This window comes from Methylobacterium sp. 142-1Y (assembly GCF_057747795.1).
Genome location: NZ_CM173224.1, coordinates 3,217,961 through 3,236,217, shown reverse-complemented (window position 1 = coordinate 3,236,217; position 18,257 = coordinate 3,217,961). Strand labels below are relative to the sequence as shown.

At 70.9% G+C, this 18,257-nt stretch carries 15 protein-coding genes and 3 tRNA genes; 11 read left to right on the top strand and 7 right to left on the bottom strand.

The window, feature by feature from the left end; all coding sequences use genetic code 11:
- The first annotated feature begins 22 nt into the window (after nt 1–22).
- Together AC3AOF_RS14655 and AC3AOF_RS14650 are read left to right on the top strand one after the other, a co-directional pair.
- Nucleotides 23–772: a DUF1223 domain-containing protein gene (locus AC3AOF_RS14655; protein WP_236990116.1), complete on the top strand. Its 750-nt coding sequence runs from the start codon at nt 23–25 to the stop codon at nt 770–772.
- A 212-nt stretch (nt 773–984) separates the two neighbouring features.
- Complete coding sequence (locus tag AC3AOF_RS14650; protein WP_488348914.1) at nt 985–2,022, top strand: NADP-dependent oxidoreductase; 1,038 nt, start codon at nt 985–987, stop codon at nt 2,020–2,022.
- 4 nt (nt 2,023–2,026) lie between these two features.
- On the opposite strand, the gene AC3AOF_RS14645 is transcribed toward AC3AOF_RS14650, so the two are convergent.
- From AC3AOF_RS14645 to AC3AOF_RS14635, 3 genes are all read right to left on the bottom strand, one after another.
- Nucleotides 2,027–3,271, bottom strand: coding sequence for an aminopeptidase (locus AC3AOF_RS14645; RefSeq protein WP_488348913.1), 1,245 nt, complete (start codon nt 3,269–3,271; stop codon nt 2,027–2,029).
- Nucleotides 3,272–3,402: 131 nt separating this feature from the next.
- On the bottom strand, nt 3,403–3,714 hold the full coding sequence (locus tag AC3AOF_RS14640) for a DUF2218 domain-containing protein (protein WP_442919269.1): 312 nt from the start codon (nt 3,712–3,714) through the stop codon (nt 3,403–3,405).
- Entirely contained in the window at nt 3,711–6,068 is a 2,358-nt protein-coding gene (locus AC3AOF_RS14635) for a xanthine dehydrogenase family protein molybdopterin-binding subunit (protein ID WP_236990119.1), read from the bottom strand. Before AC3AOF_RS14635 ends, AC3AOF_RS14640 begins: the two co-directional genes overlap by 4 nt.
- 146 nt (nt 6,069–6,214) lie before the next feature.
- Between AC3AOF_RS14635 and AC3AOF_RS14630 the strand changes: the two genes are divergently transcribed.
- Nucleotides 6,215–6,457, top strand: coding sequence for an acyl carrier protein (locus AC3AOF_RS14630; RefSeq protein WP_236990120.1), 243 nt, complete (start codon nt 6,215–6,217; stop codon nt 6,455–6,457).
- Nucleotides 6,454–8,304: an HAD-IIIC family phosphatase gene (locus AC3AOF_RS14625; protein WP_488348912.1), complete on the top strand. Its 1,851-nt coding sequence runs from the start codon at nt 6,454–6,456 to the stop codon at nt 8,302–8,304. The genes AC3AOF_RS14630 and AC3AOF_RS14625 overlap by 4 nt, the downstream gene beginning before the upstream one ends.
- A gap of 6 nt (nt 8,305–8,310) precedes the next feature.
- Here AC3AOF_RS14625 and AC3AOF_RS14620 read toward each other — a convergent pair whose 3' ends face one another.
- Together AC3AOF_RS14620 and AC3AOF_RS14615 are read right to left on the bottom strand one after the other, a co-directional pair.
- Nucleotides 8,311–9,381 carry a hypothetical protein gene (locus tag AC3AOF_RS14620; RefSeq protein WP_488348911.1) on the bottom strand — a complete coding sequence of 357 codons (1,071 nt, stop codon included), beginning with the start codon at nt 9,379–9,381 and terminating at the stop codon, nt 8,311–8,313.
- Entirely contained in the window at nt 9,378–10,823 is a 1,446-nt protein-coding gene (locus AC3AOF_RS14615) for an FAD-binding oxidoreductase (protein ID WP_236990123.1), read from the bottom strand. The genes AC3AOF_RS14620 and AC3AOF_RS14615 overlap by 4 nt, the downstream gene beginning before the upstream one ends.
- Nucleotides 10,824–10,972: 149 nt before the next feature.
- Between AC3AOF_RS14615 and AC3AOF_RS14610 the strand changes: the two genes are divergently transcribed.
- From AC3AOF_RS14610 to AC3AOF_RS14590, 5 genes are all read left to right on the top strand, one after another.
- On the top strand, nt 10,973–11,671 hold the full coding sequence (locus tag AC3AOF_RS14610) for a fumarylacetoacetate hydrolase family protein (RefSeq protein ID WP_236990124.1): 699 nt from the start codon (nt 10,973–10,975) through the stop codon (nt 11,669–11,671).
- Nucleotides 11,672–11,690: 19 nt separating this feature from the next.
- The gene (locus tag AC3AOF_RS14605; protein ID WP_488348910.1) at nt 11,691–12,161 is read left to right on the top strand and encodes an NUDIX domain-containing protein; all 471 of its coding nucleotides are present in this window, start codon (nt 11,691–11,693) and stop codon (nt 12,159–12,161) included.
- 102 nt (nt 12,162–12,263) lie between these two features.
- Nucleotides 12,264–12,338, top strand: a tRNA-Gly gene (locus AC3AOF_RS14600).
- A gap of 28 nt (nt 12,339–12,366) precedes the next feature.
- Nucleotides 12,367–12,441, top strand: a tRNA-Gly gene (locus AC3AOF_RS14595).
- Nucleotides 12,442–12,465: 24 nt separating this feature from the next.
- Nucleotides 12,466–12,540: transfer RNA gene (locus tag AC3AOF_RS14590), tRNA-Gly, on the top strand.
- A gap of 884 nt (nt 12,541–13,424) precedes the next feature.
- Here AC3AOF_RS14590 and AC3AOF_RS14585 read toward each other — a convergent pair.
- Nucleotides 13,425–13,907 carry a peroxiredoxin gene (locus AC3AOF_RS14585; protein ID WP_236990126.1) on the bottom strand — a complete coding sequence of 161 codons (483 nt, stop codon included), beginning with the start codon at nt 13,905–13,907 and terminating at the stop codon, nt 13,425–13,427.
- Between the two features lie 306 nt (nt 13,908–14,213).
- Between AC3AOF_RS14585 and AC3AOF_RS14580 the strand changes: the two genes are divergently transcribed.
- A complete protein-coding gene (locus AC3AOF_RS14580; RefSeq protein ID WP_236992788.1) occupies nt 14,214–14,759 on the top strand; it encodes a YqgE/AlgH family protein in 546 nt (181 codons plus the stop codon).
- Nucleotides 14,760–14,817: 58 nt separating this feature from the next.
- On the opposite strand, the gene AC3AOF_RS14575 is transcribed toward AC3AOF_RS14580, so the two are convergent.
- Entirely contained in the window at nt 14,818–15,816 is a 999-nt protein-coding gene (locus AC3AOF_RS14575; protein WP_236990127.1) for a cupin domain-containing protein, read from the bottom strand.
- Nucleotides 15,817–16,270: 454 nt separating this feature from the next.
- Between AC3AOF_RS14575 and dnaK the strand changes: the two genes are divergently transcribed.
- Nucleotides 16,271–18,190 carry a molecular chaperone DnaK gene (gene dnaK / locus AC3AOF_RS14570; RefSeq protein WP_488348909.1) on the top strand — a complete coding sequence of 640 codons (1,920 nt, stop codon included), beginning with the start codon at nt 16,271–16,273 and terminating at the stop codon, nt 18,188–18,190.
- The last annotated feature ends 67 nt before the right edge of the window (nt 18,191–18,257 follow it).

Below are 18,257 nucleotides of genomic sequence, written 5' to 3'. Positions count from 1 at the left end.
TCCGGCCGGGTGTTGATGAGGCATGACGCGCGTAGCCCTCCTCCGCCTGCTCGCCGGCTTCGGTCCGGCCTGGCTCGGCCTCCCCGGGCCGGCCTGCGCCGGTGAGGCGAACCCGCCGCGGGCGGTGGTCGAGCTGTTCACGAGCCAGGGCTGCTCCGCCTGTCCGCCGGCCGACCGGCTGGTGACCGAGCTGGCGCGCGATCCCGGCGTGATCGCCCTGACGCTGCCGGTCACCTACTGGGATTATCTCGGCTGGAAGGACACGCTCGCCAGCACCTCGTTCACCGCGCGCCAGCGCGCCTATGCGAGCATGCGCGGCGACCGGCAGGTCTTCACCCCGCAGGCGGTGGTGAACGGCGCCGCGACGGTGGTCGGCTCCGACCGGGCGGCCCTGGAACGCAGTATCCGCGACCCCGGCACCGCCGCGAGCCTGCCGGTCGCGATCCACAGCGAGGCGGATCCGCACCGCATCGTCATCGATGTCGGTCCGGCGCCGGAGGCCGGCCGCACGGCGGAAGTGTGGCTGCTGCCCGTCACCCGCGCCCGCGAGGTCGCGATCGGGCGGGGTGAGAATCGCGGCCGCACCGTCACCTACCGCAACGTGGTGCGGGGCATGCACCATGTCGGTTCCTGGCACGGCGCCCCGGCTCGTTACGAGGTACCCCGCACCGCCCTCACCGAGGCCGACGCCGATTCCTACGTCGTGGTGCTCCAGGCGGAGAATAACGGGCCGGGGCGCATCCTCGGGGCTGCCAGGGGGCCGGGCTTGTGAGTGCCTGTTTGACTTGCCTGGCGAATTCGATTCCATCCACGACCTCGTCCTGAGGCGTCGGCGATCGCAGATCGACTGATGTCGAAGGGGGCTCCAGGGAACTCGCCGATATCGGGAGCCCTCCTTCGAGACTCCCTGCGGTCGCACCTCAGGATGACGTCGTGAGTTGGATGCGTGACGCCCACAGACGGCGCCGCCAGGAGGAGACGCGCGTGACCGGCCCGACCGACATTCCCGCCTATACGCTCCCGGACCGCAACCGCCGGGTGCTGCTCGCCCGCCGCCCCACGGGCATCCCGCAACCCGACGATTTCGGCCTCGACGCCGTCCCGGTGCCGGAGCCGGGCCCGGGCGAGATCCTGGTGCGCAACCTCTACCTCTCGGTCGATCCGGCCCAGCGCGGCTGGGCCAGCGCCGAGGCCAACTATTCCCAGCCCGTGCCCCTCGGCGGGCCGATGCGGGCGCTGGCGGTGGGCGTCGTGGTCCGCTCGAACAGTCCGGAGGTAGCCGAGGGCGCGTTCCTGTACGGCTGGTTCGGCTGGCAGGATTACGCCGCGGTCCCGGTCTCGGCGATCTTCCGGCGCTGCCGGGAGGCGGTGCCGCTCTCGGCCCATGCCGGGCTTCTCGGCCTCAACGGGCTCACCGCCCATCTCGGGCTGACCGAACTCGGCCGGCCGCGGCCGGGGGAGACGGTGCTGGTCTCGACCGCCGCGGGCGCCGTCGGCAGCCTCGTCGGCCAGATCGCCCGCAACCTCGGCTGCCGTCCCCTCGGTCTCACCGGGGACGATGCCAAGGTCGCCCGCTGCCGCGAGGCCTACGGCTACGAAGCCGCCTGGAACTACCGTACGGAGGAGTGGAGCGCGGCTCTCGCCCGGGAGGCGCCGGAGGGGGTGAACGTCTATTTCGACAATGTCGGCGGGCCGATCCTCGATATGGCCTTGCGGCGGATGGCCGTCGGTGGCCGGATCGTCCAGTGCGGCACCGCCTCGGTGTCGAGCTGGACCGAGACGCCGACCGGCCCCCGCGTCGAGCGCGAGATCCTGACCAGGCGCCTCGTCTGGAGCGGCTTCGTGGTGCTCGACCACAAGGCCCGGTTCGAGGAGGCGGTGGCGCAGCTGGCGGGCTGGTACGCCGAAGGAAAGATCGCCCTCGACGAGGACGTCACCGAGGGCATCGAGGGCGCCCCCGGCGCCATCGCCTCGCTGTATCGCGGCGAGAACCGGGGCAAGCGCCTGATCTACGTCGGATAGCGGGTCAGTCGACCCACTTGCCCCGGCGCATCAGCGGCTCGGACCGGCCGTCCGGCGTGATACCATCCACGTCGACCTCGGCCGAGCCGATCATCCAGTCGATGTGGATCAGGCTGCGGTTGGCACCGCGCTCGGCGAGGTCCTGCTCGCTGAGGCCCGCGCCGCCGTTGAGGAAGCACTTGCTGTAGGCCTGGCCCAAGGCGATGTGGCTCGCGGCGTTCTCGTCGTAGAGGGTGTTGCAGAACAGGAGCCCCGAAGCCGAGATCGGCGAGGAGGCCGGCACCAGGGCGACCTCGCCGAGGCGGCGCGCGCCCTCGTCGGTGTCGATCACCTTGGCCAGCACGTCGGCCCCGGTGCGGGCCCGCGACTCGACGATGCGGCCCTCCTCGAAGCGCACCGCGATCCCGTCGATCAGGGTGCCCTGGTAGGAGAGGGGCTTCGTCGCGCTGACATGGCCCTGCACCCGCATCTTGTGGGGCGTGGTGAAGACTTCCTCGGTCGGGATGTTGGCGTTGCAGACGATGCCGTTCTTCGCCGTGGTGGCGCCGCCGCACCATTCGTGGTCGTCGGCGAGGCCGACGGTCAGATCGGTGCCGGGCCCGCGGAAATGCAGGGCGGCGTAGCGGCGGGCGTTGAGGGAGGCCGTGCGGTCGCTGAGTGCCCGATTGTGCACCTCCCAGGCGCCGACCGGATCCGGCCCGTCGACCCGCGAGGCGGCAAAGATCGCGTCCCACAGCCGGGCGACCGCTTGATCCTCCGGCAGATCCGGGAACACCGTGCGGGCCCAGGCCGGATTCGCCGCCGAGACGATGGTCCAGTTGGTGGCGAAGTTGGCGATCTGCTCGAGCGCCGGCATGTAGGCCTTGGACCGGGCGCGGTTGGCGCGCGCCACCTTGTCCGGGTCCTGGCCGGCAAGGAGCGACGGGTCGTCGCCCGAGATGGCGAGCCGCGCGGCACCGCTGCGATAGGCCTGCGCCATGCCCTCGTAGAGCCAGCCGGCCGCCTTGTCGAAGGCGTCGTCGTGGCCGTTCTCGAAGCGCGCCAGCGTCGCCTGGTCGTCGGAGAGCAGGGTCGTCACCACCGAGGCGCCGGCCTTGTAGGCCTGGACGGTGATGCGGCGGGCCAGCGGCAGCGCCTCCAGGGGCGCCGTCATCACCAGTTCCTGCCCGGGCTGGAGCCCGAGCCCGACCCTCACGGCGACCTCGGCGAGCCGGTCGAGGCGGGCGTCGAAGTCAGGGGTGTTCGTCATGGATGCGGTTACCTCTGGTTCGCACGTGGTCGACGCGGTGAGGCCAAGCGCCATTCGATGTCGGGCGATTCGACGCGCCTTCCGGCATTGTCGATCCTATCCGCGACCTCATCCGGTCGGAGTGTGGGATCTCACCCCACCCGCGTCCAGGCGATGCCGCCCAGATCCTCCCGGAAGGCGAAGCGGGCGAGGTGCTCGGCCACCACGCCCTGCATCCGGGTCAACGCCTCCAGGTCCGGCGCCTCGACCCGCAGGGTCAGGCCCTCCGGGTCGGCCTCCGCCGTGAAGCGGCGGTCCTCCCCGAACGGCACCACGCCGCGCTCCGGCGTGAAGGTCGTGTCGGGGAACTTGTGGCTCCAGTGCTTGCACAGCTGAGTCAGGTAGCGGCTGCCGTTCGCCGTCTCGACGCGGGCTTGCGCCGCCAGGATCACGGGCTCGCTCATGCGGCCGTCTCCGCGTCCCGCAAGGCCGACCAGATCGCCTGCGGCGTCGCCGGCATGTTGATGTGGCGGATGCCGCGGGGGCGCAGGGCATCGACGAGGGCGTTCATCACGGAGGGCAGCGAGCCGGCGCAGCCCGCCTCGCCGCAGCCCTTCACCCCGAGCGGGTTGGTGGTGGCGGGCACCGCGTGGCTCTCGAAGCTCATCGGCGGCGCGTCGGAGGCCCGTGGCAGGCAGTAATCCATGAACGAGCCGGTCACGAGCTGGCCCTGCTCGTCATAGGCCGTGCGCTCCATCAGCGCCTGGCCGATGCCCTGGACCACGCCGCCATGGAGCTGGCCCTCGACCAGCATCGGATTCACCAGCGTGCCGAAATCGTTGACCGTGGTGTAGCGCACCACCGTGGCCACACCGGTCTCGGGGTCCACCTCGACCTCGGCGACGTGGCAGCCGTTGGGGAAGGCCGAGGGCGATTCCTTGTGGGTATGGGCGACGTCGAGGCTTTTCGGCGCCGATGGGTCGGGCAGGCCGGCCCGCACCTTGGCGGCCAGCTCCAGGAGGCCGATGCCCCGATCGGTGCCCGCGATGGTGAAGCGGCCGTCGCGGAACTCGATGTCGGCAGGCCCGGCCTCCAGTACCGAGGCCGCCGCCTCGCGGCCCTTGGTGATGACGAGGTCGCCGGCCTCGACGAGCGCCGTGCCGCTCGCCATCAGCGATTTCGAGCCGCCGGTGCCGCCACCCGCAATGAGCTGGTCGCTGTCGCCCTGGAGCAGGCGGACGCGGTCGAGGGGAATGCCGAGGCGGTCGTGCAGCACCTGGGCGAACGGCGTCAGGTGGCCCTGGCCGTAATCGAGGGTGCCGGTGACGATCGTCACCGTGCCGTCGGCCTCGAAGCGGATGCCGCCCATCTCGTTGGTCGGCGGCGCGGTGATCTCGAGATAGTCGCCGATGCCGATGCCGCGAAGCTTGCCCCTGGCCTCGCTCTCGGCACGTCTCGCGGCGAACCCGTCCCAGTCGGCGGCATTCAGCGCCCGGTCGAGCACGGCCGGGAAGTCGCCGCTGTCGTAGGTGAGGCCGGACGGCGCCTTGTAGGGCATGTCGGCCGGGCGGATGTGGTTGCGGCGGCGCAAGTCCACCCGGTCGAGGTTCATCTCCGCGGCGGCGGTGTCGATCAGGCGCTCGATGAAGTAGTTGCCCTCGGGCCGGCCGGCACCCCGGTAGGCGCCGATCGGCGTGGTGTTGGTGAACAGGCACTCCACCGCCACGTCGTAGACGGGGGTGCGGTATACGCCGACCATGTTGCGGGCGATGTTGACCGTCTGGAACAAGGGCGAGAGCGGGTTGAGATAGGCGCCCATATTGGCGCGGCCCTTGACCCGGAAGGCCAGGAAGTTGCCCTCCGCATCGAGCGCGAGTTCCGCCGTCACCGCGACGTCGCGGCCGTGATGGTCGGAGAGGAAACTCTCGGAGCGCAGGTCGGTCCACTTCACGGGCCGGCCGAGGCGCTTGGCGGCCACCAGCAGCGGCAGGTATTCGGGATAGACCGGCGCCTTCATGCCGAAGGAGCCGCCGACATTGCCGGTGAGCACCCGCACCTTGTCGCGGGGCAGCCTCAACACGCCCTCGGCGAGGGAGTTGCGCAGGCCGAACACGCCCTGCGAGCCGACATGCAGGGTGAAGCGGCCCTCTGCCCGATCGTGGACGCCGATGGCCGAGCGCGGCTCCATCGGGTTGATGACGAGGCGGTTGTTGAGGAGATCGAGGGAGGCGACATGCGCCGCCCGCGCGAAGGCGGCCTCGGTTGCCGTCTGGTCGCCGGTGCGGAAATCCAGCGCCAGGTTGCCGGAGGCGTCGTCGTGGAGGAGGGGGGCGCCCTCGGCGGCGGCTTCGTCGGGCGTGGTCACGACGCCCAAATCCTCGATGTCGAGCACCACGGCCTCCGCCGCGTCGCGGGCCTCGGCCAGGGTCTCGGCCACCACCAGGGCGACAGGCTCGCCGACATAGCGCACCTTGCCGATGCTGAGCGAGGGATGGTCCGGCTTGCGCATCGGCGTGCCGTCCTGATTCTTGAACGGCAGGCCGTTGCCGATCGTCCCGTAGCCGTCGAGGTCGGCGGCGGTGATCACCGCGAGCACGCCCGGCATCGCGAGCGCCGCCTCGGCATCGAGGCCGCGCAAGGACCCGTGGGCGACCGGGCTCCTCACGAACACGCCGTAGGCCTGGCCGTCCAGGGCGAGATCGTCGGTATAGCGGCCCTCGCCCCGCACCAGGACGGGATCCTCGGCCCGCGGCACCGGCTGGCCGATGCCGAATTTCTGCGGAGTGGCGAAGTCGCGGGCGTCGGGACGGGCGTTCATGCCGGGGATTCTCCGGGATTCTCGTCGGCTTGAGCTACCAACTCGGTAGCGTCATGCAAGACGCTAAGCAGGCAGCCCACCCCGGCGCGCAGGGCACGGCTCGCGTGACGGCATGGGTTCGAGCTGGTAGACCAAAGGCCACGATCATGACCGAAGACTCCGCCCTCGCGGCCCTGGCCCCGCTCTTCGAGGAGGTGTTCGGCGAGCCGATCCCGCTCACGCCCGAGCTGACCGCCGAGGACGTCGAGGGCTGGGATTCGACCCGGATGATCGAGCTGATCGTGGCGGTCGAGGCGCAGTTCGGCATCAAGCTCACCACCCGGGAGGTCGATGGCCTCCACAGCGTCGGCGACCTCGCGGCGGTGATCGCCCGCAAGGCGCCACGGTGAGCGCCGACCTCTCCTGGCTGCCGGCGCCGCCGGCGGACTTCGCCGCCCGAATCGGCGAGATCGAGGCTCTTCCCGACGCGGAAGCCTGGGACGCCCTGGCGGCGCTCGCCCGCACCCGCCTCGATCCGGCGCGGACCGGTCGGCTCGACCGGGCCCTGCAGCGGCGTTTCCCGTCCGGCCCCCCGTCCGGATCGACCTGGCGCCTCGCGCTCCTCGGTTCCTCGACGCTCGCCCATCTTGCCGCCGGGATCCGGGTCGGGGCCCTGCGCCGCGACCTTCATCTCTCGGTGCACGAGGGGGCTTATGGCCAGTACCGCCGGGAGATCGACGGCGAGGCCCTGCGCGCCGTCCGGCCCGATGTCGTGCTGCTCGCCCTCGACGCCGCCGACCTCCTCGGACCGAGCGACCCCGATGCCGGGGAGGCGGGCCTCGCCGAGGCGATCGAGCGGCTGACATCCCTCTGGGCCCGGGCTCGGGCGGCGCATGGCTGCGGCGTGATCCAGCAGACGCTGCTGCCGACCGCAGTACCGCTGATGGGCGGCAACGAGCATCGGATGCCGGGTTCGCTCGCCGCCCGCAGCTTGCGCCTCAACGCCGCCCTGCGCGATGCGGCGGCCGAGGAGGGCGTCGACCTTCTCGCCCTCGACGACGCCGTCTCGCGCCACGGCCTCGACGCCTGGCACGATCCGGCCCTTTGGCTGCGGGCCCGCCAGGCGGTGACTCCGGCCGCCGGTCCGCTCTACGGCGACCTCGTCGCCCGGCTCGTCGGCGCCCGGTTCGGCCGCTCGGCCAAGGCCCTGGTGCTCGACCTCGACGACACGCTCTGGGGCGGGACGATCGGCGAGGATGGGCTGTCCGGACTCGTCGTCGGCCAGGGCAGCGCACTCGGAGAATCCTTCCTGGCGCTCCAATCGTATGCCCGCGACCTCGCACGCCGCGGCATCGTGCTCGCCGCCTGCTCGAAGAACGACCCCGAGACGGCCCGGCTTCCCTTCGCCGAGCATCCCGACATGCTGCTGCGTCTCTCCGACTTCGCCGCCTTCGTGGCGAACTGGGACGACAAGGCGACCAACCTCCGGCGCATCGCCGAGGAACTCCGGCTCGGCCTCGAGTCCCTGGTCTTCGTCGACGACAATCCGTTCGAGCGCGCGCTCGTGCGCGAGCACCTGCCGATGGTGGCGGTGCCCGAGGTGCCCGACGAGCCGGCGCTCGTCGCCCGCTGCCTTGCCGATGCCGGCTACTTCGAGGCCGTGGCCCTGACCGACGAGGATCGCGGGCGGGCCCGCGCCTACGCGCAGGACGGCGAGCGCCGATCCGTCGGCAAGACCGACCTCGCCGCGACCCTCGCGGGGCTCGGCATGCGGCTCGTCTGGCGCCCGTTCGACGCGCTCGGGCTTCCGCGCATCGTCCAGCTCGTCAACAAGACCAACCAGTTCAACCTCACCACGCGGCGCCTGCGCGAGGCCGAAGCCGCGGCGCTGATCGAGGATCCCGACGCCGTGACGCTCCAGTTGCGCCTCACCGATCGACTCGGCGACAACGGCGTGATCGCGGTCGTCATCGGCCGGCTCGGCGGCAGCGACCTCGTCGTCGAGACCTGGCTGATGAGCTGCCGGGTGCTCGGGCGGCGGGTCGAGGAAGGGACGCTCGCGGTGCTGGCGGCGCAGGCGGCCCGCCGGGGCGCCCGGCGCCTCGTCGGGCTCTACCGGGCGAGCGGGCGCAACGGAATGGTGGCCGATCTCTACCCGCGACTCGGCTTCACCGCCGACGGGGAGGGGCGCTGGGTGCTCGATCTCGCCGGCTACGCGCCGCCGGCAGATCTGCCGATGGCGGCGGCGGCGGGCTGAGGGCCGTCACCCCACCCCCGGCAGGCACCCTTCCGTCACCCGCCAGTTCCGCGTCTCGACCGCGGTGCCCGCGGGACCTGCCAGGAGCAGGCCGATCGTCGCCTTGGTCTGGCGCTTGCGGGTCCGGGTGGCGGTGTAGATCGTCTGCCAGGCGCCGCGGCAGGCGAGGTCCGCCTCGCGGCGGGCATGAGGCGCAGTATCGACGAAGGTGAGGGCGGCCCGGGTCCCGGAAAAATCCTCGCCTAAGCGGATCTCCGCCGAAACGACGTGGAGGCGGTTTCCCCGCAATCCGGAGACGGGGCGGGAGGCAGCGAGCGTTCCGGGATCGGGCGCGGCGGCGTCGAGGGCGTGGCGGGCGGTCGCGGGGTCCGCGAGGAGCGGCGGGCCGTCGGGTGCCAGAGCGGGGGCCTCGACCAGGCTGTGGCGGAGCGCGTAGGCCCGGCCGCAGACCGCGAGCCAGCCGGCGAGGTCGGCATCGGTCGCCGTGGCATAGGGCGCGAAATGCGGCAGCGTGCCCTGCATCAGTCCCTCGCCGCGCCAGACGACCCGGCCGGGCGGGACCTCGCCCGCCTCGCAGACCCGCAGCAGCGTCACCGGCCCGATCGTCCGGAGCGCCGCGAACAGGCGGCGCACCGCGATGTCCGTCTCTCCGGGCGGTCCCTTGCGGACGAGGATCTTGTCTCCCACCGCGAGATCCGCGAGCAGCCTGTCCTTCAGGTAGTCGACCCGGCGGATCTCTCGCGCGAGGATGTCGGCCGGCTTCACCCGGGGCGCCGTGTCGCCCGTATGGTAGGCGAAGCCGTAACGCCGGCTGTGGCAGAACAGGTAGCCGCCGGCACCGACCCGGACCTCGATGTCCTCCGCACCGCCGTAATGCGAAAACCGCGTCTCGACCGCGTGGGTCAGGTCGGCGATCGGCGCCGAGGAGAGGCGGAACAGCCCGAGGGGATCGATGCCGGCATAGCGCTGGGCGATGCCGAACTCGCAATTGTCGCCGAGGCTCTCGAAGGCGCCGAGCAGGGCGGCCGCGGTGAGCCCCGCCGGGGCCGCGGGTGCCTGACGGAATAGCGAGATCATGAGGCCGCGACCTTGACCGGAAACGCCGCCGGCCCGCCCTCGACCGGCGCCAGCACCTTGCCGGGATTGAGGATTCCCATCGGGTCGAGGGCGCCCTTGAGGCGGCGCATCAGGTCGAGGGCGACCGGGTCCTTGTAGCGGGGCAGCTCGTCGCGCTTGATCAGCCCGACGCCGTGCTCGGCGGCGATCGAGCCGTCCATGGCGTGGACGATGTCGTGGACGATGCGGTTGAAGCGCGGCCACTCGGCGAGGAAGGCCGCCTTCTCGACCCCGACCGGCTGGGTCAGGTTGAAGTGGATGTTGCCGTCGCCGAAATGCCCGAACGCACAGACCCGCACCCCCGGCAACGCCGCCTCGCAGGCGGCCGAGGCCCGCTCCAGGAACTCCGCCACCCGGGAGACCGGTACCGAGACGTCGTGCTTGATCGAGCCGCCCTCGTGCCCCTGCATCTCCGACAGGCTCTCGCGCAGGCGCCACAGGGCGGCGGCTTGCGCCTCGCTCTGCGCCAGGACCGCATCCTCGGCGAGGCCGGATTCGATCAGGCCGCCTAAACGCGCTTCCAGTTCCTCGCCGGCGTCGGGGCCCGGCGAGGACAGTTCGACGAGGGCGTAAGAGTGGTGGTCACCGGCAAGCGGGCGCACGGCGCCGGGCAGGTGGCGCAAGACCACCTCCAGGGGAAAGCGCGGCACGTATTCGAAGGCGGTGAGCCGGGGCCCGAGCCGGTCGCGCAGGGCCCCGAAGGCATCGAGCGCGGCCCGCGCCGAGGCAAGGCCCAGGAAGGCGGTCGCCTTCGAGACGGGCCTGGGGTGCAGCCGCAGCACCGCCGCCGTGATGATGCCGAGCGTCCCTTCCGAGCCGACGAAGAGGTTCTTGAGGTCGTAGCCGGAATTGTCCTTGCGCAAAGCGCGCAAGCCGTTCCAGACCTGTCCGTCCGCCAGCACCACCTCCAAGCCCAGCGTCAGCTCGCGGGCATTGCCGTAGGCGAGCACCGCCGTGCCGCCGGCGTTGGTGGCGAGGTTGCCGCCGATCCGGCACGAGCCCTCGGAGGCGAGCGACAGCGGAAACAGCATGCCCGCCGCATCGGCCGCCTGCTGAACGTTGGCGAGCACGCAGCCGGCCTCGACCGTGATGGTGGCATCCAGCGGATCGACCGCCCGCACCCGATCGAGGCGGGACAGCGAGATCACCACGCCGCCATACGGCACGCCGCCGCCGACGAGCCCGGTATTGCCGCCATGGGCCACCACCGGCACCCGCGCCGCGGCGCAAGTCCCGACCGCGAAGGCGACTTCCTCGGTGTTGCGCGGGCGCACGACCGCCAGCGCCTCCCCGCGATAGAGGCCGCGGGTCTCGGCGAGGTGGGGGGCGATGTCGGTCGCGGCGGTGAGGACGTGCGCGGCCCCGAGGCGGGAGCTGAGCGTATCGATGAGGCTGTGGGTCACGGGGGGCGCCGGGGCGAAGCGTCTGCAGGGGAGGGGGTTGCGGCGGGGCGGGATGGCGCCTTGCCGAACCGCCCTCTAGATAACCGTCGGCCGGCCTTTTTTCCAAGATGCGCGGCCCTTCGCGAAACCTCGCCCGAGACAGCAGGCACATGCTCTCCGTGATCCCGAACCCGCCGCGCACCGCGCTCCCGATCCAAGGCACCGACGACCTGTTTCCCGTGCGCCGGGTGTACTGCGTCGGGCGCAACTTCGCCGCCCATGCCCGCGAGATGGGCGCCGACCCGACCCGCGAGCCGCCGTTCTTCTTCATGAAACCCGCCGATGCGCTCCAGGTGGTGCCCGACGGCGAGACGGTGGAGCATCCCTATCCGCCGAAGACCGCGAACTACCACCACGAGGTCGAGCTGGTGGTGGCGCTCGCCAAGGGCGGCCGCGACATCCCGGTGACCGAAGCCCTCGACCACGTCTACGGCTATGCGGTCGGCCTCGACATGACCCGCCGCGACCTCCAGGACGACGCCAAGGCGCTGCGCCGCTCCTGGGAGCTCGGCAAGGCCTCGGACCTGTCGGGCCCGGTCGGCACCCTGAAGCCGGCCTCCGTCATCGGGCACCCGGACAAGGGCGCGATCACCCTCTCGGTCGACGGCGCTCTGCGCCAGAAGGGCGACCTCTCCGACATGATCTGGTCTGTGGCCGAGCAGATCGCCTATCTCTCGACCTACTTCGTCCTGGAGCCCGGCGACGTGATCTTCGCCGGCACGCCGGAGGGCGTCGGCGCGGTCACCCGCGGCCAGACCATGGTCGGGACGATCGCCGGCGTCGGCGAGATCCGCCTGACCGTCGTCTGAAAGACAGGGAGATTGCGGGATGACGCGCCGACAGGCCCTGCTGATGCGGGGCGCCCACCTCGTCTGGCGCTTCACCCGCGGGATGACCCTCGGGGTGCGCGGGGCGGCGATCGATCCGGAAAACCGGGTCTGCCTCGTGCGCCACACCTACATGGCCGGCTGGCACCTGCCGGGCGGCGGCGTCGAGCCGGGCGAGACCGCGCTCGACGCCATGGCCCGGGAATTCCGCGAGGAGACCGGGATCGTGCTCGATCCCGGCGCCACGCCGGCCTTGCACGGCTTCTACTTCAACAACCGGTCCTCGCAGCGCGACCATGTTGCGCTCTACGTCGCCCGCACCTTCACGCTGCCGGTGCCGAAGCGTCCCGACCGCGAGATCGCCGAGGCCGCCTTCTTCCCCCTCGACGCCCTGCCGCCGGATGCCACCCCGGCGACCCGGGCGAGGCTGATCGAAATCCGCGACGGCACCCCGCCCGCCGCCACCTGGTAGAACCTGCCCGAAGCCGGCTCCGGAACCCCTTGCACTCCCCGGCGGAATGGTGTTTATGCCGCTCATCGGCGCCGCCACGGTGACGCCGACGGAAAACAGCGAGCGGGTGTAGCTCAGGGGTAGAGCACAACCTTGCCAAGGTTGGGGTCGAGGGTTCGAATCCCTTCGCCCGCTCCAGTTTTTCCATGAGGCCGAACGAGTTTGGGCGGGTGTAGCTCAGGGGTAGAGCACAACCTTGCCAAGGTTGGGGTCGAGGGTTCGAATCCCTTCGCCCGCTCCAAGTTCGACAGGCCTGACAGCGTGAGCGGGTGTAGCTCAGGGGTAGAGCACAACCTTGCCAAGGTTGGGGTCGAGGGTTCGAATCCCTTCGCCCGCTCCAGTTGTCCCATGACGATCAAGCCAGACACGGCAGTGCGCACTGAGCAACCTGGCGACGAGCCATTGGAAATCGGTGTGTGCAAAGCCGGCAGTGAGACCGTCACTAATGGGTCGCCGCCGGGTGGCGCCGGTCTCGACCTCGAACGCGTCCACCAAGACTCACATCTCATCGATCTGTGACCCGTTGCCTGATCAACACGACAGGTTGCACGGTGCGGGCGCGACGGTCGGGAGCATGGGCCTTCCCCCCTCCGCGCGGGGCTGTCCGGGGAAGGAAGAGGCGCAGGACATTCCCTCTCCCCGCGGGCCTAGCGGATTCACACTTCTCCTCAGAGAGATAACCCTCTGTAAATATGCGCGCTTCCCCTCCCCCTTGTGGGGAGGGGTCAGGGGTGGGGGTGGTGCAGGAGGCACCATAGCGCTCGATCCGGCACCACCCCCACCCCTAGCCCCTCCCCACAAGGGGGAGGGGAAGCGCGCTACCTTTGAGCGGGAAAACACTCGAACCAAGATGTGTGAACACGCCAGCCCTGCGGGCGGGGAGAGGGCCTGGGGATCGAAGATCCCACCACCGTTCAGGGGACACGGCAAGCGGAGGCGAAAGCCGAAGCGGGGGTGAGGGGGTCTCGACGAGTGAGGCTCCTCCGGAAATACCCCCTGACCCTCGCCCTTCGGGCTCCCTGAGCCCCTTCGGAGCTCAGGCCTCTCCCCGCCAGCGGGGAGAGGGGAACCCCGCGCCTTTTACCTGTCCCCGGACAGCCCTGCCGCAGAGAGGGGGGAAGGGGCTGCGCGCGGCGACCGTCGCGAGTTCGGGCAACTCACTCAAACAGGCCCTTGACAATGGTCAGGCCTGCCGGTCTTCCCGACGAGGCCTCGACCGTACTCTCAAAGCGCCTTCAACAGCGCCTCGGCCCCCGACGCGTCCGCCTTCGACGGCGCGTCCTCGACGTTGAGCACCCGCACCACCCCGTCCTCGACCAGCATGGCGTAGCGCTTGGACCGGATGCCGAGGCCGAAGCCGGTGCCGTCCATGTCGAGGCCGAGCGCCTTGGCGAAGTCGCCGTTGCCGTCGGCCAGGAACTCGATGCCCTCGGCGCCGGCCGCCTTCGACCAGGCGTCGAGCACGAACACGTCGTTGACCGAGGTCACCGCGATCGCGTCGATGCCGCGGGCCAGGATGTCGGCGCGGCGGGTGACGTAGCCCGGCAGGTGGTTGCGGTGGCAGGTCGGGGTGAAGGCGCCCGGCACCGCCACCAGCACCACGCGGCGGCCCTTGAACACGTCGTCGGTGGTCTTCGGCGTCGGGCCCTCGGGGCCCATCACCCGGAAGGTCGCCTGGGGCAGGTGATCGCCGACCTGGATCGTCATCGTGGGTCTCCTGACGGAATGGTTGGGTCGGGGTCTAGCGCGGCGGTCTCGGTGAGTCGAGGCGGGACCCCGCGGGCCTTCCCGCGCGTTCCCGCCCGATTGGACGCCGGACCGGATGGATGCCGGACCAAGCGGACTATGGACAACGCCGGGGCGGAGCGTAGCATGGGCTTCATGCGCAGCAGATTTCCACAGGACCTCCTCTCCCCCGACCCCGCCTCCGGCGGGGCGACGGACCCGCGCGCCGGCGATCGGGAGAGTGCGGCTGGTGCGCCGAGCTACCTCGACGGGCAGCTCCTGGTGGCGATGCCGGGCATGGCCGACGAGCGCTTCTCGCGCTCGGTGATCTATCTGTGTGCGCATTCGGCCGAGGGGGCGATGGGGATCATCGTCAACAAGCCGGCCGCCGACCTCAACATGCCGGACCTCCTGGTCCAGCTCGACATCATCGCCGAGACCGACGCGATCCGCCTGCCGAGCCGCATCGGCCACATGCCGGTTCTGATGGGCGGACCGGTCGAGGCGAGCCGGGGTTTCGTGCTGCACTCGCCCGATTTCCACATCGACCAGTCGACCCTGCTGATCGACGACGGCATCTGCCTCACTGCGACGATCGAGATCCTGCGGGCGATCGCGGCCGGCAACGGGCCGGCGAACGCGGTGCTGGCGCTCGGCTATGCCGGCTGGCAGGCCGGCCAGCTCGAGAGCGAGATCCAGGCGAATGGCTGGCTGCACTGCCCGGCCGATCCGGAGCTGATCTTCAACACCTCTCTCGAGACCAAGTACGACCGGGCGTTGCGCGGCATCGGCATCGAGCCGGCCATGCTCTCGGCCACCGCCGGCCACGCCTGACGGGATGGTGTCGGCCCGGCGGCGCTCGTGCCCTGCCGGGCGGAGTCCGGCGAGCGTGCTACTGGTCCTGCGCGCCGGCCTCGAAGCCCGGGTTCATCCCCTCGACGGCCGGGGCCGGACGCCGGACGCGCGCCGCCGGGCGCGGCGCGTTGCTGGCCGTCGGGGCGGCCGTCGACAGGCCGAGGCGAGTGGCGAGCGAGAGCGCCCGCGCCTCGGAGAAGCGCAGGTGGCAGAATCCGTGCGAGCCCTCGCGGACATAGGCGCGGCAGAACTGCTCCCGGTCGGCCGAGAAGGCGGCCTGCTCGGTCACGATCGGCCGCACGTCCTCCCGTGACGCGCGGCGGGTCATCACCTTGTAATTCTCGCGCACCGCCTTGTCGGCGACGCCGCGCGCCGCGTCGAATTCCTGCGCCCGCGGCAGCAGGGTGGCGGCGCCCGGCCCCCACATCCCCTTCGGCGTCGTGGCGCAGTCCGACGCGGTGAAGACGCAGGCCTCGCCCTCGCCGAGCGGCGTGACCATCACGCTACCCTCCAGGATCTCGAACCGCAGCGGGCAGGCCGGGCCGGAGGAGGCCAGTTGCGTCACGCCGTTGGGCTTGCCCTGGTCGGTGAGCGCCAGCGGCTGCCCGTCGCCGAGGGAGACCTTGCAACTTTCCGTCGGCTGCGAGACCTTCGTGCCGGCCAGCGTCAGGCGGGCCGTGAAGCCGCCGCCCGCCCGCTCCAGGCGCAAGGAGCCGGCATTGCCGTTCTGCTGCAGGTCCTGGCCGAGGATCGCGTCGTCGTTGGGGGTCTTCAGCACCACGGGCTTCGGGGGCGCCGGCGGGGCGGGAGCGGGCCGGGGCGCGGCCTCGGGCAGCGGCGCCTCGCCCGGAGCGCGTCCGCCGGGCACCGGCGCCGGGGGCACCGGCGGACGCGCGGCGCGGCCGATGCCGAACAATTCCTCGAGGAAGGACTGGGCCGAGGCCGGAGCCGGCGCCACCATCAGGACCGCCGCGAGGGGCAGGGCCGCCAGCACGGGCAGGGCCACCGGGCGGGGGGAGGGGCGAACGGGCGTCATCAGGCTCCAGGCGAAAAGGCACGGGGCAAAAGGCACAGGCCGAACGGCATGGGCATCGATGTCCCCCAGGGTCCTGAGACGGAGTCCTAGCATGCGGTCCGTGGCAGGGGCGTGGCAAGCCCGCAACATTGTCGTGGCGGCTTGACCATAGGGCGGAGAGACGACCGCCGACGCAGAGCCGGTCCCGCAGCCCGTTCCCGCGGTCCCATGTGAGCCTCGTGCAACGAGTGGGCCCCACGCAAATCGCGATGCGCGGGCCGGCCCGGCTCGCCTTGCGGCCCCCAAAAGGCCTTCTTATATCCGGCTCGGCGCGGGCAACTCCCCCGCTCGCCGGGTTCCCGGCGAGGCGCGGTCCGGCCCGCCCGGGCTCAAACCATTCGACAAGTACCGCCATGGGCCGAGCTGCTTCGGGGCTCGGCGGTCTGCTTAAAAAACACCAACGAGGGATCCCACCATGGGTAAAGTGATCGGCATCGACCTTGGCACCACCAACAGCTGCGTGGCCGTGATGGAAGGCACGCAGCCCAAGGTCATCGAGAACGCGGAAGGCGCGCGCACCACCCCGTCGATCGTCGCCTTCACGGACGACGGCGAGCGGCTCGTCGGCCAGCCGGCCAAGCGTCAGGCGGTGACGAACCCCGAGCGCACCTTCTTCGCGATCAAGCGCCTCATCGGTCGCACCTACGACGATCCGATGACGCAGAAGGACAAGGGGCTCGTCCCCTACAAGATCGCCCGCTCGAGCGGCGGCGACGCCTGGGTCGAGGCGGACGGCAAGTCCTACTCCCCGTCGCAGATCTCCGCCTTCACGCTGCAGAAGATGAAGGAGACGGCCGAGTCGTATCTCGGCCAGCCGGTCACCCAGGCGGTCATCACCGTCCCGGCCTACTTCAACGACGCCCAGCGCCAGGCGACCAAGGATGCCGGCAAGATCGCCGGCCTCGAGGTGCTGCGCATCATCAACGAGCCGACCGCGGCGGCGCTCGCCTACGGCCTCGACAAGAAGAAGGCCGGCCTTATCGCGGTCTACGACCTCGGCGGCGGCACCTTCGACGTCTCGATCCTGGAGATCGGCGACGGTGTGTTCGAGGTGAAGTCGACCAACGGCGACACGTTCCTCGGCGGCGAGGATTTCGACAACCGCATCGTCGAGTACCTGGCGGCCGAGTTCAAGCGCGAGCAGGGCATCGACCTGACGAAGGACAAGCTCGCTCTCCAGCGCCTCAAGGAGGCCGCCGAGAAGGCGAAGATCGAGCTGTCCTCGGCCACCCAGACCGAGATCAACCTGCCCTACATCACGGCGGATGCGAGCGGCCCGAAGCACCTGGCGCTGAAGCTCAGCCGCGCCAAGTACGAGTCGCTGGTCGACGACCTGGTGCAGCGCACGATCGAGCCGTGCCGCAAGGCGCTCAAGGATGCCGGCGTCTCGGCGGCCGAGATCGACGAGGTGGTGCTCGTCGGCGGCATGACCCGCATGCCGAAGGTCCAGGAGCAGGTGAAGACCTTCTTCGGCAAGGAGCCCCACAAGGGCGTCAACCCGGACGAGGTCGTGGCGATCGGCGCCGCGGTGCAGGCCGGCGTGCTCCAGGGCGACGTCAAGGACGTGCTGCTCCTCGACGTGACCCCGCTCTCGCTCGGCATCGAAACGCTGGGCGGCGTGTTCACCCGGCTCATCGACCGCAACACCACCATTCCGACCAAGAAGTCGCAGGTGTTCTCGACGGCCGAGGACAACCAGAACGCGGTCACCATCCGGGTCTTCCAGGGTGAGCGCGAGATGGCGGCCGACAACAAGCTGCTCGGCCAGTTCGACCTCGTCGGCATCCCGCCCGCCCCGCGCGGCCTGCCGCAGATCGAGGTGACCTTCGACATCGACGCCAACGGCATCGTCAACGTGACGGCCAAGGACAAGGCGACGGGCAAGGAGCACCAGATCCGCATCCAGGCCTCCGGCGGCCTGTCCGACGCCGACATCCAGCGCATGGTGCAGGAGGCGGAGGCCAACGCGGCCGACGACAAGAAGCGCCGTGAGCTGGTCGAGGTGAAGAACCAGGGCGAGAGCCTGATCCACGCCACCGAGAAGTCGGTGACCGAGCACGGCGACAAGGTGCCGGCCTCCGACAAGGCCGCGATCACCACCGCCATCGACGCCCTGCGCCAGTCCCTGGCCGGCGAGGACGTCGAGCAGATCAAGGCCCGCACCACCGACCTGATGCAGGCTTCGATGAAGCTCGGCGAGGCGATGTACGCCGCGAGCCAGGCCGGTCCGGACGCCGCCGCGGGCGCGGCCCCGGGCGCCGAGCCCAAGAAGGACGACGTCATCGACGCCGACTTCCAGGAAGTCGACGACAAGGACCACAAGAAGCGGGCGTAACACGCCTTGAGGTTGCCGCACGGATCTGAGATCCGTGCGGCCCAGTGACTTGTGATGCGACCCGGTC

What these genes read in the sequence shown, in the direction of transcription:
- AC3AOF_RS14640 (WP_442919269.1), bottom strand. Translation starts at nt 3,714, where the DNA reads ATGAGCGAGCCCGTGATCCTGGCGGCGCAAGCCCGCGTCGAGACGGCG.
- AC3AOF_RS14655 (WP_236990116.1), top strand. Translation starts at nt 23, where the DNA reads ATGACGCGCGTAGCCCTCCTCCGCCTGCTCGCCGGCTTCGGTCCGGCC.
- AC3AOF_RS14575 (WP_236990127.1), bottom strand. Translation starts at nt 15,816, where the DNA reads ATGACGCCCGTTCGCCCCTCCCCCCGCCCGGTGGCCCTGCCCGTGCTG.
- AC3AOF_RS14585 (WP_236990126.1), bottom strand. Translation starts at nt 13,907, where the DNA reads ATGACGATCCAGGTCGGCGATCACCTGCCCCAGGCGACCTTCCGGGTG.
- AC3AOF_RS14630 (WP_236990120.1), top strand. Translation starts at nt 6,215, where the DNA reads ATGACCGAAGACTCCGCCCTCGCGGCCCTGGCCCCGCTCTTCGAGGAG.
- AC3AOF_RS14620 (WP_488348911.1), bottom strand. Translation starts at nt 9,381, where the DNA reads ATGATCTCGCTATTCCGTCAGGCACCCGCGGCCCCGGCGGGGCTCACC.
- AC3AOF_RS14635 (WP_236990119.1), bottom strand. Translation starts at nt 6,068, where the DNA reads ATGAACGCCCGTCCCGACGCCCGCGACTTCGCCACTCCGCAGAAATTC.
- AC3AOF_RS14610 (WP_236990124.1), top strand. Translation starts at nt 10,973, where the DNA reads ATGCTCTCCGTGATCCCGAACCCGCCGCGCACCGCGCTCCCGATCCAA.
- AC3AOF_RS14580 (WP_236992788.1), top strand. Translation starts at nt 14,214, where the DNA reads ATGCCGGGCATGGCCGACGAGCGCTTCTCGCGCTCGGTGATCTATCTG.
- AC3AOF_RS14645 (WP_488348913.1), bottom strand. Translation starts at nt 3,271, where the DNA reads ATGACGAACACCCCTGACTTCGACGCCCGCCTCGACCGGCTCGCCGAG.
- dnaK (WP_488348909.1), top strand. Translation starts at nt 16,271, where the DNA reads ATGGGTAAAGTGATCGGCATCGACCTTGGCACCACCAACAGCTGCGTG.
- AC3AOF_RS14605 (WP_488348910.1), top strand. Translation starts at nt 11,691, where the DNA reads ATGACGCGCCGACAGGCCCTGCTGATGCGGGGCGCCCACCTCGTCTGG.